At 72.7% G+C, this 15,725-nt stretch carries 13 protein-coding genes and 1 pseudogene; 11 read left to right on the forward strand and 3 right to left on the reverse strand.

Annotated features, from left to right (window positions below; all coding sequences use genetic code 11):
* Positions 1–39: 39 nt before the first annotated feature.
* The 4 genes and pseudogenes from JRG78_RS04220 to JRG78_RS04235 all read left to right on the forward strand — a co-directional run bounded on the left by JRG78_RS04220 (position 40) and on the right by JRG78_RS04235 (position 1,887).
* Complete coding sequence (locus tag JRG78_RS04220) at positions 40–690, forward strand: sigma-70 family RNA polymerase sigma factor (protein ID WP_272653688.1); 651 nt, start codon at positions 40–42, stop codon at positions 688–690.
* Positions 687–932 carry a zf-HC2 domain-containing protein gene (locus tag JRG78_RS04225; protein ID WP_272653689.1) on the forward strand — a complete coding sequence of 82 codons (246 nt, stop codon included), beginning with the start codon at positions 687–689 and terminating at the stop codon, positions 930–932. Before JRG78_RS04220 ends, JRG78_RS04225 begins: the two co-directional genes overlap by 4 nt.
* Positions 933–1,150: 218 nt before the next feature.
* Positions 1,151–1,411: pseudogene (locus JRG78_RS04230) on the forward strand (GNAT family N-acetyltransferase); the annotation flags it as partial.
* A 74-nt stretch (positions 1,412–1,485) separates the two neighbouring features.
* Entirely contained in the window at positions 1,486–1,887 is a 402-nt protein-coding gene (locus tag JRG78_RS04235; protein ID WP_272653690.1) for a sterol carrier protein domain-containing protein, read from the forward strand.
* Positions 1,888–2,391: 504 nt separating this feature from the next.
* Here the strand turns inward: JRG78_RS04235 and JRG78_RS04240 are convergent.
* Positions 2,392–6,057, reverse strand: a complete 3,666-nt coding sequence (locus JRG78_RS04240) for a multifunctional oxoglutarate decarboxylase/oxoglutarate dehydrogenase thiamine pyrophosphate-binding subunit/dihydrolipoyllysine-residue succinyltransferase subunit (RefSeq protein ID WP_272653691.1) — start codon at positions 6,055–6,057, stop codon at positions 2,392–2,394.
* Between the two features lie 160 nt (positions 6,058–6,217).
* Between JRG78_RS04240 and JRG78_RS04245 the strand changes: the two genes are divergently transcribed.
* The 3 genes from JRG78_RS04245 to JRG78_RS04255 all read left to right on the forward strand — a co-directional run bounded on the left by JRG78_RS04245 (position 6,218) and on the right by JRG78_RS04255 (position 10,181).
* A complete protein-coding gene (locus JRG78_RS04245; RefSeq protein WP_272653692.1) occupies positions 6,218–7,678 on the forward strand; it encodes a GuaB1 family IMP dehydrogenase-related protein in 1,461 nt (486 codons plus the stop codon).
* 128 nt (positions 7,679–7,806) lie between these two features.
* Positions 7,807–9,123 (forward strand): hemolysin family protein, encoded by a 1,317-nt coding sequence (locus tag JRG78_RS04250; RefSeq protein ID WP_272653693.1) that lies wholly within the window; start codon positions 7,807–7,809, stop codon positions 9,121–9,123.
* Entirely contained in the window at positions 9,120–10,181 is a 1,062-nt protein-coding gene (locus JRG78_RS04255; protein WP_259607786.1) for a hemolysin family protein, read from the forward strand. Before JRG78_RS04250 ends, JRG78_RS04255 begins: the two co-directional genes overlap by 4 nt.
* A gap of 6 nt (positions 10,182–10,187) precedes the next feature.
* Here the strand turns inward: JRG78_RS04255 and JRG78_RS04260 are convergent, their stop codons facing one another.
* The gene (locus tag JRG78_RS04260; RefSeq protein ID WP_259607787.1) at positions 10,188–11,255 is read right to left on the reverse strand and encodes an NADH:flavin oxidoreductase/NADH oxidase; all 1,068 of its coding nucleotides are present in this window, start codon (positions 11,253–11,255) and stop codon (positions 10,188–10,190) included.
* Positions 11,256–11,309: 54 nt separating this feature from the next.
* On the opposite strand from JRG78_RS04260, the gene JRG78_RS04265 reads away from it, so the two are divergent.
* The 4 genes from JRG78_RS04265 (at position 11,310) to JRG78_RS04280 (ending at position 14,452) form a co-directional block, all read left to right on the forward strand.
* A complete protein-coding gene (locus JRG78_RS04265) occupies positions 11,310–12,134 on the forward strand; it encodes an NAD(P)H-hydrate dehydratase (RefSeq protein WP_272653694.1) in 825 nt (274 codons plus the stop codon).
* Positions 12,131–13,348, forward strand: a complete 1,218-nt coding sequence (locus tag JRG78_RS04270) for a hypothetical protein (protein ID WP_272653695.1) — start codon at positions 12,131–12,133, stop codon at positions 13,346–13,348. Before JRG78_RS04265 ends, JRG78_RS04270 begins: the two co-directional genes overlap by 4 nt.
* Before the next feature lie 35 nt (positions 13,349–13,383).
* Positions 13,384–13,713, forward strand: coding sequence for a thiamine-binding protein (locus JRG78_RS04275; protein ID WP_272653696.1), 330 nt, complete (start codon positions 13,384–13,386; stop codon positions 13,711–13,713).
* 91 nt (positions 13,714–13,804) lie between these two features.
* Positions 13,805–14,452 (forward strand): NUDIX hydrolase, encoded by a 648-nt coding sequence (locus tag JRG78_RS04280; protein ID WP_272653697.1) that lies wholly within the window; start codon positions 13,805–13,807, stop codon positions 14,450–14,452.
* 42 nt (positions 14,453–14,494) lie between these two features.
* Here the strand turns inward: JRG78_RS04280 and metX are convergent, their stop codons facing one another.
* On the reverse strand, positions 14,495–15,700 hold the full coding sequence (gene metX, locus JRG78_RS04285; protein WP_259607792.1) for a homoserine O-acetyltransferase MetX: 1,206 nt from the start codon (positions 15,698–15,700) through the stop codon (positions 14,495–14,497).
* Positions 15,701–15,725 lie beyond the last annotated feature (25 nt).

The following is a 15,725-nucleotide window of genomic DNA, read 5'->3' on the forward strand; positions in this document are numbered from 1 at the left end:
AATGAACCCCCGGTCCCGGAACCGATAACGGAGGTGCGGATGCTCGCGACGCTCGACCCCGAGGTCATCGACCTCAGCGGCCTAGACTGGCCGGTGATGGACGACACAGCATCCGGCGACCCCCGGCGCGATTTCGAGGATCAGGCGATCCCGTACATGGATCAGCTCTATGCGGCGGCGATGCGCATGACGCGCAACCCCGCCGACGCGGCCGACCTCGTGCAGGAGACCTTCGTGAAGGCGTACGGCTCCTGGTCGACGTTCACGCAGGGCACGAACCTGAAGGCGTGGCTCTACCGCATCCTGACGAACACGTACATCAACATCTACCGCAAGAAGCAGCGGGAGCCGTTCCAGGGGACGATCGACGATCTCGAGGACTGGCAGCTGGGCGGTGCGGAGTCGACCACGGCGACGCACAGCCGGTCGGCGGAGGCGGAGGCGATCGACCGCATGCCGGCGTCCGTCGTCAAGGACGCCCTGCAGGAGGTCCCCGAGGACTTCCGGCTGGCCGTCTACCTGGCGGACGTCGAGGGGTTCTCGTACCAGGAGATCGCCGACATCATGAAGACACCCATCGGCACCGTGATGAGCCGTCTGCACCGTGGCAGGCGGATGCTGCGGGAGCTGCTGGCAGACTACGCCGCGGAGCGAGGCATCACCGCGGCCGAACCGAGGAGCAGGAAATGAGCGACTGCGGCTGCGAGAAGGCGCGCCGGGATCTCGAGGAGTACCTCCGCAACGAGGTGTGCAAGACGGGGCACGCGGACATCCGCGAGCACCTCGAGAACTGCCCGTCGTGCAAGGACGAGGCGCTGGTCGCGACCACGCTGACGGAGGTCGTCGCGCGCGCCTGCCGTGAGACCGCCCCCGAGACGCTGCGCGATCAGGTGCTCGCCCGCATCCGCGCGGTGCAGGCCGCCGTCCACTGACGTCGGGGCCCCGAGGCGGGCCCGAGGACGGCGCCGCGGTTCGAGCAGGCCGAGGCCTGCGGCGCGGCCCTGTCGGACCGGCTCGATAGGGTGGGCGGGTGACCCTCATCGACTCGCGTGACATCCCCGCCGACCCCACGTCCGCCCGTCGCCTGAGCGACGCGGGCCTGGACTACCGCATCGTCGACACCGGTGACGCCGTCGACGTGCGCGCGTTCGTGCGCGCCGAGGTCCGCGGCTTCCTGGACGAGGAGCCGTCCGAGGAGACGGCGGAGGAGATCGCCGCGCGGCTGCGTGAGGTGCGCAACATCGGCGTGTTCGAGCGGGATGCCGCCCGTGGCGCCCTGCCCGTCGCGACGGTGAACTCGTGGGTGACCCCGCTCACGGTGCCGGGCGGGGAGCTCCCGATGTGGGCGATCAGCGCCGTCACGGTGGCGGGCACGCACCGCCGTCGCGGCATCGCCCGGAACCTGCTGGAGGGCGAGCTGCGGGCTGCGGCATCCGCAGCCGTGCCGATCGCCGGACTGACCGCGTCACGGTCGACCTGCGGCCGGTGGACGACCCGCTGCCGTGGCTCGTCGCCGACCCGCGCGCGGTCGAGATCGTCGTGCACGACCACGGCTGGCTGCGCATCCTCGACGTGCCGGCGGCGCTGCAGGCGCGGACCTACGCGGCGACTGCCGAGGTGGTGCTGCGCGTCGAGGATCCGCTGGGTTTCGCGGAGGGCACCTGGCGCGTGACCATCGATGCGGACGGCACCGCGTGGGTGGAGCCGTCGGATGCCGAGCCCGACGTGTCGCTGAGCGTCGTGGAGCTCTCCGCCGCATACGCCGGGGGAGTCCCGCTCACCCAGCTCGCCGCTGCGGGGCGGGTGCAGGGCGTGGCGGATGCCGTCACCGCGCTCAGCCGGGCCTTCCTCACGGATCCGGCACCGCTGCTGGGCATCTGGTACTGATCCGCGCAGCGCCGTTCCCGCGGCCGCGCTGTTTCCACCCGCCGCCCCGTTCCCGCGGCCGCGCTGTTCCACCCGCCGCGCTGTTCCCGCCGCGCCGTTCCCGCGGCGTCGCGTGCGCGGTGGCGCGGCGCCCGAGCATCCGTGCGCCCCGAGCGTCCGCGCCCTTGAGCGTCCGCGCTCTTGAGCGCGCGCGCCCCCGGCATCCGTGCCCCCGGGCATCCGCGCCCCCGGGCATCCATGCCCACGGGCATCCGTGCCCACTGGCATCCATGCCCTTGCGTCCGCGCCCCCGGGCATCCGGGCCTCCACGCCGCCGGGAGGAAAACGCATCGCGGAGGGGCCTTGCGGATGCGGAAAGCTCCTCGCGGCACGGGCGGCCCGTCCCGGCGGCCCGCCCTGGGGGACCGGCGAGAGCGGCCGCCGGCGCGCCGGGGAAGACCCGGCCTCCGCACGGACGCGAAGAGCGCCGCCCCGCGACGGGAGCGGCGCTCTTCGCGTGAGGTGTCAGTCCAGCGTCAGCGCGGTGCGCAGCAGCTCGGCCTGCTCGATGGCGTGCACCTTCGACGAGCCGGTCGCCGGCGAGGCGGATGCCGGGCGGGTGACGCCGCGCAGGGTGCGATCGCCCAGGCGCCCGGCGAACGCGAGCGCGAGGAACGGCCAGGCGCCCTGGTTCTCCGGCTCCTCCTGCACCCACACCAGTTCGGCGTTCGGGTACGTGTCCAGAACCGCCTTGAGCTCGTCGACCGGGGTCGGGTACAGCTGCTCCAGGCGCACCAGCGCGATCCGCGGGTTCGGGTTCTTCTCCAGCTCGTTGCGCAGATCCCAGTGCACCTTGCCGGAGTGGATCAGCACCCGCGTCACGGCCGAGCGGTCCAGCCCGCGGTCGTCGTCCAGCACCGGCTCGAAGCGTCCCTGCGTGAACGCCTGCAGCGGGCTGGTCGCACCCCGCAGGCGCAGCATCGCCTTCGGCGTGAACACGATCAGCGGCTTGCGCGGCCGCGCGTACGCCTGGCGGCGCAGCAGGTGGAAGTACGAGGCCGGCGTGGACGGGCGCGTGACGATCATGTTGTCCTGCGCGCACAGCTGCAGGAAGCGCTCCATGCGGGCGGAGGAGTGGTCGGGGCCCTGACCCTCGTACCCGTGCGGCAGCAGCATCACCACGCCGGACTGCTGCCCCCACTTCTGGTCGGCCGCGGAGATGTACTCGTCGATGACGGACTGCGCGCCGTTCGCGAAGTCGCCGAACTGCGCCTCCCACAGCACCAGCGCCTTCGTGTCCTCCACCGAGTAGCCGTACTCGAACGCGAGCGCCGCGTACTCGCTCAGCAGCGAGTCGTACACGAAGAAGCGGGCCTGGTTCTCGGACAGGTTCGTCAGCGGCAGCCACTCCTGGCCGTTGTTGCGGTCGTGCAGCACGGCGTGCCGCTGCACGAACGTGCCCCGGCGCGAGTCCTGCCCGGCCAGGCGCACCGGCGTGCCCTCGACCAGCAGGGAGCCGAAGGCGAGCAGCTCGCCGAAGCCCCAGTCGATGTTGCCGTTGCGGCTCATCTCCACGCGCTTGTCCAGCTGCTGCTGCAGCTTCGGATGCACGGTGAAGCCCTCCGGCTTGTTCGCGTGGGCGTCGCCGATGAGGTGGATCACCTCGAGCGCGACGCCGGTGGTCTCGGGGGAGCCGACCTGCTCGTCCACGCGGTTCAGCTCGGGGGCGATCGGCGTGGCGCCGGTCTCGGCGGCGTGCGTCTCGGCGAACGCGATCTCCAAGCGGTTCTGGAAGTCGGCCTTCGCCTCCTCGTACTCCTCCTCGGTGATGTCGCCGCGGCCGACCAGCGCCTCGGTGTACAGCTTGCGCACCGACCGCTTCGCCTGGATCAGGTCGGTCATCAGCGGCTGGGTCATCGACGGGTCGTCGCCCTCGTTGTGGCCGCGGCGGCGGTAGCAGACCAGGTCGATCACGATGTCGCGGTGGAAGCGCTCGCGGTACTCGAATGCCAGCTGGGCGACGTGGATGACGGCCTCCGGGTCGTCGCCGTTCACGTGCAGGATCGGCGCCTGGATGGTCTTGGCGACGTCGGTGGCGTACACGGAGGTGCGCGAGTCGGTCGGCAGGGTGGTGAAGCCCACCTGGTTGTTCACCACGATGTGCAGGGTGCCGCCGGTGCGGTATCCGCGCAGCTGCGACATCTGCAGCGTCTCCACCACCACACCCTGGCCGGCGAACGCGGCGTCGCCGTGGATGAGGATCGGCAGCCAGGAGAAGGTGCCGATCGGCTTGCGGTCCTGCTTGGCGCGGACGATGCCCTCGAGCACGCCGTCCACCGTCTCCAGGTGCGACGGGTTCGCGGCGAGGTACACCGGCAGCTCCGAGCCGTCCTCCGCGACGAAGGTGCCCTCGGTGCCGAGGTGGTACTTCACGTCTCCGGAGCCGCGCTGGTTGCCCGGGGTGAGCGACCCCTCGAACTCGCGGAACACCTGGCCGTACGTCTTGCCGGCGATGTTGGTGAGCACGTTCAGCCGGCCGCGGTGCGCCATGCCGATCGCCGCGCCGTCCAGGCCGGAGGTGGCCGCGCCCTGCAGGATCTCGTCGAGCAGCGGGATCAGCGACTCGCCGCCCTCGAGGGAGAAGCGCTTCTGGCCGACGAACTTCGTCTGCAGGAAGGTCTCGAAGGCCTCCGCCTCGTTCAGCTTGCGCAGCACGCGCAGCTGCTCGTCGTGGCCGGGCTTGACGTACTTGACCTCGACCTTCTCCTGGAACCAGCGCCGCTGCTCCGGATCCTGGATGTGCATGTACTCGATGCCCAGGGTGCGGCAGTACGAGTCGCGCAGCACGCCGAGGATGTCGCGCAGCTTCATCACCCGCCGGCCGCCGAAGCCGTTGGTGACGAACTCGCGGTCCAGATCCCAGAAGGTGAGGCCGTGCTTCTCGATCTCGAGGTCGGGGTGCGAGCGCTGCACGTACTCGAGCGGGTCGGTGTCGGCCATCAGGTGGCCGCGCACGCGGTACGCGTTGATGAGCTCCTGAACCCGCGCCGTCTTGTCGATCTTCTCGGCGAGGTCCACCGAGATGTCCGCGTTCCAGCGGATCGGCTGGTACGGGATGCGCAGCGCGGCGAAGATCTCGTCGTAGAAGCCGCGCTCGCCGATCAGCAGCTCGTGCACCTTCTTCAGGAACTCGCCGGAGCCGGCGCCCTGGATCACGCGGTGGTCGTAGGTGCTGGTGAGCGTGATGGTCTTGCCGATGGCGAGAGCGGCGAGAGTCTTGTCGCTCGAGCCCTGGAACTCGGCCGGGTACTCCAGCGCGCCGGCGCCGATGATGCAGCCCTGGCCCTTCATCAGGCGGGGCACGGAGTGCACGGTGCCGATGCCGCCCGGGTTGGTGAGGGAGACCGTGGTGCCCTGGAAGTCGGCGGCGGTGAGCTTGTTGCCGCGGGCGCGCGCGACGAGGTCCTCGTAGGCGGAGAGGTACTCGTTGAACGTCATCGTGTCGGCGCGCTTGATGCTCGGCACCAGCAGCGCGCGCGTGCCGTCGGGCTTGGGCAGGTCGATCGCGATGCCCAGGTTGACGTGCGCCGGGGCGACGACGGACGGCTTGCCGTCGATCTCGGCGTAGAACACGTTCTGGCTGGGGAACTCCTTGAGCGTCTGGATGAGCGCCCAGCCGATGAGGTGCGTGAAGCTGACCTTGCCGCCGCGCGTGCGGGCCATGTGGTTGTTGATGACGATCCGGTTGTCGATCATCAGCTTCGCCGGGATCGTGCGCACGCTGGTCGCGGTCGGCACGCTGAGCGACTCGTCCATGTTGGCCGCGAGCGTCTTGGGCATGCCGCGCAGGACGGTGACCTTGTCCTCGTCGACGGGCGCCTCGTCGGTCTTCGCCTGAGGCTTGGGTGCCTGCGCCGGGATCGGGGCCTGCGCGGCCGGCTTGGCGGTGGTGCGCGCGACGGGCTGGGTGCCGATGACGGGGATCGGCGCGGTGACCGGGTGGGCGCCGGAGGTCTGCGTGGCGGATGCCGCAGGGGCGGCGGCCTCGGGCTGGTACTTCTCCAGGATCGGCCACCACTCCTTGTCGACCGAGTCGGGGTCCTTCTTGAACTGTTCGTAGAGCTCGTCGACGAGCCACGAATTGGCTCCGAACCCCCCGTCGCCCCCGACGCCGGTCACCTGGTTCGACACGCTCGATCGCCCTCTTTCATCGCTGAATCGGTGTGCTGCGGCAGGACACTGCCGGTGTCCGGATCCGCTCACGTTTTCGGGATTCAAGCCTAGTCCCATTCCGGATGCCGATCGTGTGGGCTTGCCGGGCGCCGTCCGGGGCGGAGAGTACGGTGGAGCCATGGAGTTCTCCGGTGAGCGGCCGATGGTGGACCTGACCTATTCGGACGTGTTCCTCGTGCCCCGCAGGTCGGCCGTGACGAGCCGGCTCCAGGTGGATCTCAGCCCGGCCGACGGCACGCCGGCGACCATCCCGCTGGTCGCCGCGAACATGAACTCGGTGACCGGGCCGCGCCTGGCGGCGACGCTCGCCCGCCGCGGCGGGATCGGGGTGCTGCCGCAGGATCTGCCGCTGCAGGAGCTCGACGCCGCGATCCGCTGGGTGAAGGATCAGCCGGTGCGCTGGGATACCCCGCTGGTGCTGCCGCCGGACGCCACCGTCGCCGACGCCCTCCGGCTGCTGCCGCCGACGGAGGGGCACGGGATCGTCGTCGCGCCGCCGCATCCGCACGGCTCCCTGCCGGTGGAGTCGGTCGCGGGCGTGGTGCCGGCGAGCCGGCTCGCCACGGCGCTCCCGGATGCCGCGCTCGGCGACCTCGTCCACGGGCACGCCCCGGCGATCGATGCGGAGGAGATCGGCGACGGGCGCGCGGCGTTCGACGCGATCGACGCACTGGACGTGGAGACCGCCCTCGTCATCGACCACGCGCACCTGGTCGGCACGATCAGCCGCCGCTCCGCCCTGCGCAGCACGCTGTACCGGCCCGCGGTGGACGGCTCCGGCCGCCTCGCGGTCGCCGCCGCGGTCGGCATCAACGGGGACGTGGCAGGCAAGGCCAGGGCGCTGGCCGGCGCCGGTGTCGACGTGCTCGTCGTCGACACCGCGCACGGACACCAGGAGGGGATGCTGCGCGCCCTCGCCGCGGTGGCCGGCCTGGGCCTGGGCATCCCGATCGTGGCCGGCAACATCGTCACCGCGGACGGGGTGAAGGACCTCGTCGAGGCGGGCGCCTCGATCCTCAAGGTCGGCGTCGGCCCGGGCGCGATGTGCACCACCCGGATGATGACGGCGGTGGGCCGGCCGCAGTTCTCCGCCGTGCTGGAGACCGCCGAGGCGGCGCGGGAGCTGGGGGCGCACGTCTGGGCGGACGGGGGAGTGCGCTACCCGCGGGACGTCGCCCTGGCGCTCGCCGCGGGCGCGGCATCCGTCATGATCGGCTCCTGGTTCGCCGGCACCGTGGAGGCGCCGGGCGAGCTGCAGCGGGACGCCGACGGCCGGATCTACAAGGAGTCGTGGGGGATGGCCTCCACGAAGGCTGTGCAGGCCCGGTTCGGCCGCCTGGACGCGTACGAGCGCGCCCGCAAGGAGCTCTTCGCCGAGGGGATCTCGTCCTCGCGGATCTACCTCGACCCGCTGCGCCCCGGCATCGAGGACCTGCTGGACATGATCACCTCCGGCATCCGCTCGTCGTTCACGTACGCGGGCGCGGCGACCGTCCCCGAGTTCCACGACCGCGCCCTGGTCGGGCTGCAGTCCGCGGCCGGGTACGAGGAGGGCAAGGCGCTGCCGGTCAGCTGGTAGCGGATGCCGGGGCCGGACCGGTTGGGTAGACTCGGGCGCACGATGGACGACCCCCCTTCCTGCAGTCCCCGGCCCCACCGCCCGACCCCTGTCCGACCGGATCACACCGGCGCTGAGGGGAGCAGCTGATGGAACTCCTGATGCTGGGCGTGGGGCTCCTCCTGATCATCGGCACGGGCCTGTTCGTGGCCAGCGAGTTCGCGCTGGTCAACCTCGACCGCGCCGACCTCGAGGCGCGGCAGGCGCGCGGTGAATCCCGCCTGTCGCTCACGATCCGGGCGCTGCGGATCACCTCCACGCACCTGTCCTCCGCGCAGCTGGGCATCACGCTGACCACCCTGCTCACCGGCTTCACCATGGAGCCGGCGCTGTCCAGCCTGCTGAGTCCGGTGCTGCTGTCCTGGGGGCTGCCCGAGCTGGCGGTCAGGCCGGTCTCCGCGACGATCGCGATGCTCGTCGCCACGGTGCTGTCGATGATCCTCGGCGAGCTGGTGCCGAAGAACTTCGCCCTGGCGCTGCCGCTGGCCACCGCGAAGCTGGTGATCCCGTTCCAGACCGCGTTCACGGCGGTGTTCAAGCCCGCCGTGATCCTGCTCAACGGCAGCGCGAACGCGGTGCTGCGCGGCATGGGCGTCGAGCCGAAGGAGGAGCTGTCCGGGGCGCGCACCGCCGAGGAGCTGTCCTCCCTGGTGCGCCGGTCGGCGAGCGCCGGGGTGCTGGAGAAGGACACCGCGACGCTGCTGGACCGCAGCCTCACCTTCGCGCGCCTCACCGCGGCCGACATCATGACCGCCCGCCCGAGCATGCACGCGCTGTCCGCCGGCGACTCCGCGAACGACGTCATCCAGCTCGCCCGGCGCACCGGGCACAGCCGCTTCCCGGTGTACGACGACGACCTCGACGACATCACCGGCATCGTGCACGTGAAGGCCGCCGTCTCGGTGCCCAGGGAGCGCCGCGGCGAGGTGCCGGTGGGCGCGCTGGCCACCGAGCCGCTGCGCGTGCCCGAGACGGTCCACCTGGACGCCCTCGTCGCGGAGCTGCGCGCCAAGGGCTACCAGCTGGCGATCGTCGTCGACGAGTACGGCGGGACGGCCGGGGTCGTGACGCTCGAGGATCTCGTGGAGGAGATCGTCGGCGAGGTGTCCGACGAGCACGACCGCACCCGCGCGGGCATCGTCCGGCGGCGCGACTCGATCACCTTCCCCGGCGAGCTGCGGCCCGACGAGCTGCGCGAGCGCACCGGCATCGAGGTGCCCGAAGGGGACGTCTACGACACCGTGGGCGGGTTCGTGATGAGCGTGCTGGAGCGGGTGCCCGCCGTCGGCGACGAGGTGCGGCTGGAGACCGGGTCCCTCGAGGTGGTCCGCATGGACGGCCGGCGGGTGGACCGCATCCGCTACCGTCCCGACCCCGTGGAGACGGCGACGGAGGAGGAGCGATGAGCGACTGGGCGGGCCTGGTCTGGCTGGTCGTGCTGCTCGCGGCCAACGCCTTCTTCGTCGGCGCGGAGTTCGCCGTCATCTCCGCGCGGCGCTCGCAGATCGAGCCGCTCGCCGAACGCGGGTCGCGGCCGGCGAAGACCGCGCTGTACGCGATGGAGCACGCCACGCTGATGCTGGCGACCTCGCAGCTGGGTATCACGATCTGCTCCCTGCTGATCCTGAACGTGTCCGAGCCGGCCATCCACCACCTGCTGGAGGTCCCGCTGCACGCGATCGGCTGGGACGACTCGGTCGTCTCGGTGGCGTCGTTCGTGATCACGCTGTCGCTGGTGTCGTTCCTGCACGTCGTCTTCGGCGAGATGGTGCCGAAGAACCTCGCCTTCTCTCTGCCCGACCGCGCGGTGCTCCTCCTCGCGACCCCGCTGGTGTGGGTGTCGCGGCTGTTCCGGCACGTGATCTGGCTGCTGAACGCCACCGCGAACGCGGTGCTGCGGCTGTTCCGGGTGGAGCCGAAGAACGAGGCCGCGTCGGCGTTCACGATCGAAGAGGTCGCCACGATCGTGAGCCAGTCGCGTCGTGAGGGCGTGCTCACGGATGCCGCGGGCACGGTCGCGGCGGTGGTGGAGTTCACCGACAAGAAGGCCCGCGACATCGCGGTGCCGCTGTCGGAGCTGGTCACCCTGCCGCAGAACACCACCCCCGACGACATCGAGCGCGCGGTCGCGCGGTACGGGTTCTCGCGGTACGTGATCGTCGACGAGCACGGCTCGCCGGTCGGGTACGTGCACCTGAAGGACATCCTGCGCGCGGCGGAGGGGGCGGATGCCGCGGAGAAGGCGGCTGCGCCGGTGCCGGCGAAGCGGATCCACCACATGGTGCCCGTGCAGGAGGACACCGATCTCGAGGACGCGCTGGCCGCGATGCGCAGAGCGGGCCGGCATCTGGCGCGGGTGCGTGACGCGCACGGCGAGACCACGGCGGTGCTGTTCCTGGAGGACATCCTCGAGGAGCTCATCGGCGAGGTGCAGGACGCCACCCGCCGCGGTCACGGCCGCTGACACACCTCAGCGCCAGCGGGCGCGCAGGTACTGCGGCGGCCAGGGCGCCTCGACGCCGAGCTCATGCGCGGCACGCAGTCCGAAGTGCGGATCGCGCAGCCACTCCCGGCCGGCGAAGATCGCATCCGCGGCGCCCGAGGCGAGCACCTGCTCGGCCTGCTCGGCCGCGGTGATCAGGCCGACCGCCGAGGTCGGGATGCGCCCGCTCTGCCGCACGGTCTCCGCCAGCGGCACCTGGTAGCCCGGGCCGAGCTCGATGCGCTGATGCGCGACCAGCCCGCCGCTGGAGACGTCGATGAGGTCCGCCCCGTGCGCGACCGCCCAGTCGCCGACCTGCGCCGCCTCCTCGGGGGTGAACCCGCCGTCGGCGTGATCGGTCGCCGAGATCCGCACGAACAGGGGCACCTCGTCCCCGGCGACCTCGCGCACGACGTCCACCACGCGCAGCAGCAGACGCGCCCGGTTCTCCAGCGTGCCGCCGTACTCGTCGTCGCGCAGGTTCGACAGCGGGGAGAGGAACTCGTGCAGCAGGTAGCCGTGTGCGCCGTGGATCTCCAGCACGTCGAAGCCGGCCTCCAGCGCACGGCGCGTGGCATCCGCGAACCCGGTCACCACACGCTCGATGCCCGCGGCATTCAGGGCGACCGGCTCCGCGAAGCCCTCGAACGCCACCGCCGAGGGCGCCACGGTCTGCCAGCCGCCCTCGTCGAGCGGCACCGATCCGCGCTGCTCGGCCCACGGCCACCACGTCGACGCCTTCCGGCCCGCGTGCGCGAGCTGGATGCCGGCGTGCGCGCCGCGGGCGTGGATCGCGGCGACGATCGGGGCCCACACATCGCGCTGCGCGTCGTTCCACAGTCCGGTGTCGCGCGGCGAGATCCGCCCCTCCGGAACCACGGCGGTCGCCTCGGCCACGATCAGCCCCGCGCCGCCGGAGGCGAACTGGGCGAGGTGGGTGTGGTGCCACTCCTGCGGCACGCCGTCGACGGCGCTGTACATGCACATCGGCGAGACCCAGAGCCGGTTGCGGAACGTGCGGGAGCGGACGGTCAGGGGGGAGAACAGCATGCTCACCCTTCCGACGCTATCGCCCCGGGCGCACCGGTCGGTGCACGCTAACGTGGAGCCATGGTCCGGGAGTGGTCGAGGAGCGAGACGCGGAGCCTGCTGCGGGTGCCCGGCCCGGGGGACGACAAGTACTCCCGCGGGGTCGTCGCGATCCGCACCGGATCGGCCGACTACCCCGGTGCCGCGGTGCTGGGCGTCGAGGCGGCGTGGCGCGCCGGCGCCGGCTACGTGCGCTACGTCGGCACGGCGGCGGATGCGGTGCTCGCGCGGCGGCCGGAGACCGTGGCCGGCCCGGACATCGGCCGCACGCGTCCCGGGGCGTGGGTGGTCGGGTCGGGCACGGATGCCGGCCGGCGCACCGCGGAGGAGGAGCGCGCCCTGCGCGAGATCCTCGCCGGCGATGTTCCCGTCGTCGTGGACGCCGGGGCGCTCGACCTCGCGCCCGGCGCGGCGGCACCCCTCATCCTCACCCCGCACGCCGGGGAGTTCCGCCGGCTGTGCGAACGCATCCGGGCCGACGCCGATCTGGACCGGGACCGGGAGGGCGCGGTCGCGGCGATCGCCGCCCGGCTCGGGCAGACCGTGCTGCTGAAGGGATCCCGCACGCTCGTGGCCGACCCCGACGGCGAGGTGCTCGGCGTCGGCGACGCGCCCGGCTGGCTCGCCGCCGCGGGCACCGGCGACGTGCTGGCCGGTGTCATCGCCGCACTCGCGGCCGCCAACCCCGGGCGCGCTCCGGCGGAGGTCGCGGCATCCGCGGCCTGGCTGCACGGACACGCCGCGCGGCTGGCATCCGGAGCGCGGGACGGGGCGTCCGGGCATCCGATCGTCGCCCTGGACGTCGCGGAGGCGCTGCCGCGGGCGATCGCGGACCTGCTCTCGTGACCCGAATCGCGACAGCCCGCGCGGCGGCGCTGTGGGCGTCCTTCGTCCTCGCGCATGCGCTGGTCGCCGTTCTCGGCTGGGTGCTGCCGGCGCAGCCGATGGGCGACGTCGTGCTGGTGTACCAGCCGTGGGCGGCATCGGCGGCCTCCGGCGGCGCCGTCGTCGGCATCACCGAGCCGTGGGTGTACCCGCAGCTGGCGCTGCTGCCCATGCTCGCCGCGCACGGCATCGCGGCGCCCCTGGTGCCGCTGCTCGGCGCGCAGGGCGGCTACCTCGTCGCGTGGGCGCTGCTCGTCACCGTGGGCGACCTGCTCGCGTTCGCCGTCCTGGTCGGCCGGTGCCGGGATGCGCGCAGGGTCGGGGCGGCCTGGTTCTGGTGCGCCGCACTGGTGCTGCTCGGCCCGATCGCGCTGTACCGGATCGACGCGGTCACCGTGCCCCTCGCCGTCATCGGGGCGCTGTGGCTGCGCCGCCGCCCGGAGGTGGCGATGGCCCTGCTCACCGTCGGGGCGTGGATCAAGATCTGGCCGGGTGCGCTGGTGGCGGCGGCCCTGGTCGCCGTCCGCGACCGGCGGCGGATGCTGGTGGCCGCGGCGGGCACCGCGGGCGCGATCGCCCTGCTGCTGCTCCTGCTCGGCGCCGACCGCGAGCTGTTCGGGTTCCTCACCGCGCAGACCGGCCGCGGACTGCAGATCGAGGCGGTGGCGGCGACCCCGTTCCTCTGGCTGGCGGTGGCCGGCTCGGCGTCCATCGCGTACAGCTTCGAGATCCTCACCTTCCAGGTCGAGGCCGGGGGAGCGGATGCCGTCGCGGCGGCCCTCACGCCGGTCATGGCGCTCGCGGTCGCCGCCCTCCTCGCCCTGGGCGTGCACCGGGCGCGCCGAGGCGTGGACGCCCGGCACCTGCTGCCGCCGCTCGCCCTGGCACTGGTGACCGCCCTGATCGTGACGAACAAGGTGGGCTCCCCGCAGTTCCAGACCTGGCTGCTCGCCCCGGTGGTCCTGTGGCTCGTGCTCGACCGGGCGCGCGCCCTGCTGCCGGCCGCGCTCGTGCTGGCGCTGTGCGCCCTCACCTTCGCGGTCTACCCGCTCGGCTACGACGCGCTGCTGCGCGCCGAGGCGCTGCCGGTGGCCGTGCTCAGCATCCGCAACGCGCTGCTGCTCGTGCTCCTCGCCGCATCCGTGCGCGCTATCCTGCGCGTACCGACCCGCTGACCGCTTCTGCCCGCTGACCCACACCTGGAGGACCCATGCTCGTCGCCTTCTCCGTCGCCCCGTCCGGAACCGGACGGGGCGACGGCTCCGTCCACGACGCCGTCGCCGCCGCGGTGCGCATCGTCCGGGAATCCGGGCTCCCGCACCGCACCACGAGCATGTTCACCGAGATCGAGGGACGGGATTGGGACACCGTGATGGATGTCGTCAAGCGCGCCACCGAGGCGGTGCTGCCGTTCGGCTCGCGCGTGTCCCTGGTGCTGAAGGCCGACATCCGCCCGGGCTACACCGGGGAGCTGGACGCCAAGATCGAGCGGCTGGAACGGGCCATCGGCGAGACCGGGCCGGAGGGACGCGACGAGTGAGGACCGCATCACCCTCGGTCGCCTGATCCGGGGGTGCACGGCGATCGACGGTCGCCTGACCGGCCGTCCCGCCGCCGGTTACAGTGGGGGCGTGGATGCGTCGCTCCCCGTCGCCGGCACCGCTGTGGTGCTCCGGGACGGCCCCGCCGGGCCGGAGGTGCTGCTGCTGCGCCGGCCGGCATCCGGGTCCTTCGCGGACGCCTGGGTGTTCCCCGGCGGCAAGGTCGAGCCCGTTGATGCGCTGCCCGGCGGGACGGAGGCGGATGCCGCGCTGCGCGCCGCCGTCCGGGAGACCGCCGAGGAGACCGGCATCCGCATCGCCGATCCGGCCCTCCTGTCGCAGTGGAGCCCGCCGCCGGAGGTCCCGGTCCGCATCCGCACGTGGTTCTTCCTCGCCCGCGATCTCGGCGACCCGCTGCGGCTCAGCCCGGACGAGGTCGTCGAGGCGGCCTGGATGACGGTCGCGGAGGCGTTCCGCCGCCACGAGGCGGGGGAGATGTCGCTGTTCCCGCCGACTTGGGTGACCCTGCACGGCCTGCGTGATCGCGCCACGGTCGACGACGTCTATGCCGCGCTCGGCGCGCCGGAGCACTTCGTCACCCGGATGCGGCGCACCGCCGAGGGCATGCTCGCGCTGTGGGGCGGTGACGAGGAGCATCCGGAGGCGCCCGGGGAGGCAGGACAGCGGCACCGCCTGCTGATGGCCGCGCCGCCGTGGCGCTACGAGCGCCGGCCGTGACCCGGGGCCCCCGGCGCACGCGTCCGCCGGCGCCGAGCGGGCTCAGGCGTCGAGCAGGCGCCGCAGGTGCTCGCCGACGGCATCCGTCTCGATGAGGAACCCGTCGTGCCCGAAGTCGCTGTGCAGCACCACCGCCTCGTCGTCGATGAGGTTGCGGATGCTGCGCGCGATGCGCTGCTGCCCGTCGACCGGGAACAGCCGGTCGGAGTCGATGCCGATCACGAGGGTCTTCGCGGTGACCGCGTGCAGGGCCTCCTCGACGCCGCCGCGGTCGCGTCCGACGTCGTGCGAGTTCATCGCCTCGACCAGAGTGATGTAGCTGTTCGCGTCGAAGCGGCGGGTGAACTTGTTGCCGTGGAAGTCCAGGTACGACTCGACCGCGAACCGGCCGCCGCGGCCGAGCGGGGACAGCCCGGACTGCCAGGAGCGCTGGAAGCGCTGGTTCAGCTCGATCGGGCTGCGGTAGTTCAGCAGCGCCATCCGCCGGGCCAGGGCCAGCCCGCGGTGCGGGCCCTCGCCGAGGCCGGCGTCGTAGTACTCGCCGCCGGCGAAGCGCGGATCCATCCGCACCGTCTCCAGCTGCACGAAGTTCAGCGCGAGCTGGTCCGCCGTGGTCACCGGGGGAGAGGACAGCACGGCCAGGCGCTCCACCCGGTCCGGATGCGTGATCGCCCACTCCAGGGCGTGCATGCCGCCCATCGACCCGCCCACCACCGCGGCCCAGCGGTCGATGCCGAGGGCGTCGGCGAGCATCGTCTGCGCGGCGACCTGGTCGCGGATCGTGAGGTAGGGGAAGCGGGAGGCCCACTCGTAGCCGTCCGGGGCGATGCTCGCCGGGCCGGTCGAGCCCTGGCATCCGCCGAGCATGTTCGGGGCGATCACGAACCAGCGGTCGGTGTCGATCGGGGCGCCCGGACCGACGACCTCCTCCCACCAGCCGGCGGTGGGATGCCCGCGGCCGGCCTCGCCGCGCACGTGGCTGTCGCCGGTGAGCGCGTGCAGCACCAGCACGGCGTTGTCGCGCGCCGGGCTCAGCTCGCCCCACGACTCCCAGGCCAGGCGCACGGCGGGCAGCTCGGCGCCGTTCTCGGTGCGGAAGGTGCCCAGCTCGGTGAAGCGGCGGTCGCCGGGCGGATCGCCGTCGCGCCACGCGCCGGTCGCCGGCGGCCGGGCGCGGAGCAGGCGGACGTCGGCCTCGGTCACCGGCGCGGACGGAACCGTGTCCTCCGAGGTCGTCTGCCAGTCCATGGATCCATTCTCCCGTGCGGGTCTG

Source organism: Microbacterium sp. EF45047, from assembly GCF_028472845.1.
Lineage (GTDB): Bacteria > Actinomycetota > Actinomycetes > Actinomycetales > Microbacteriaceae > Microbacterium > Microbacterium neungamense.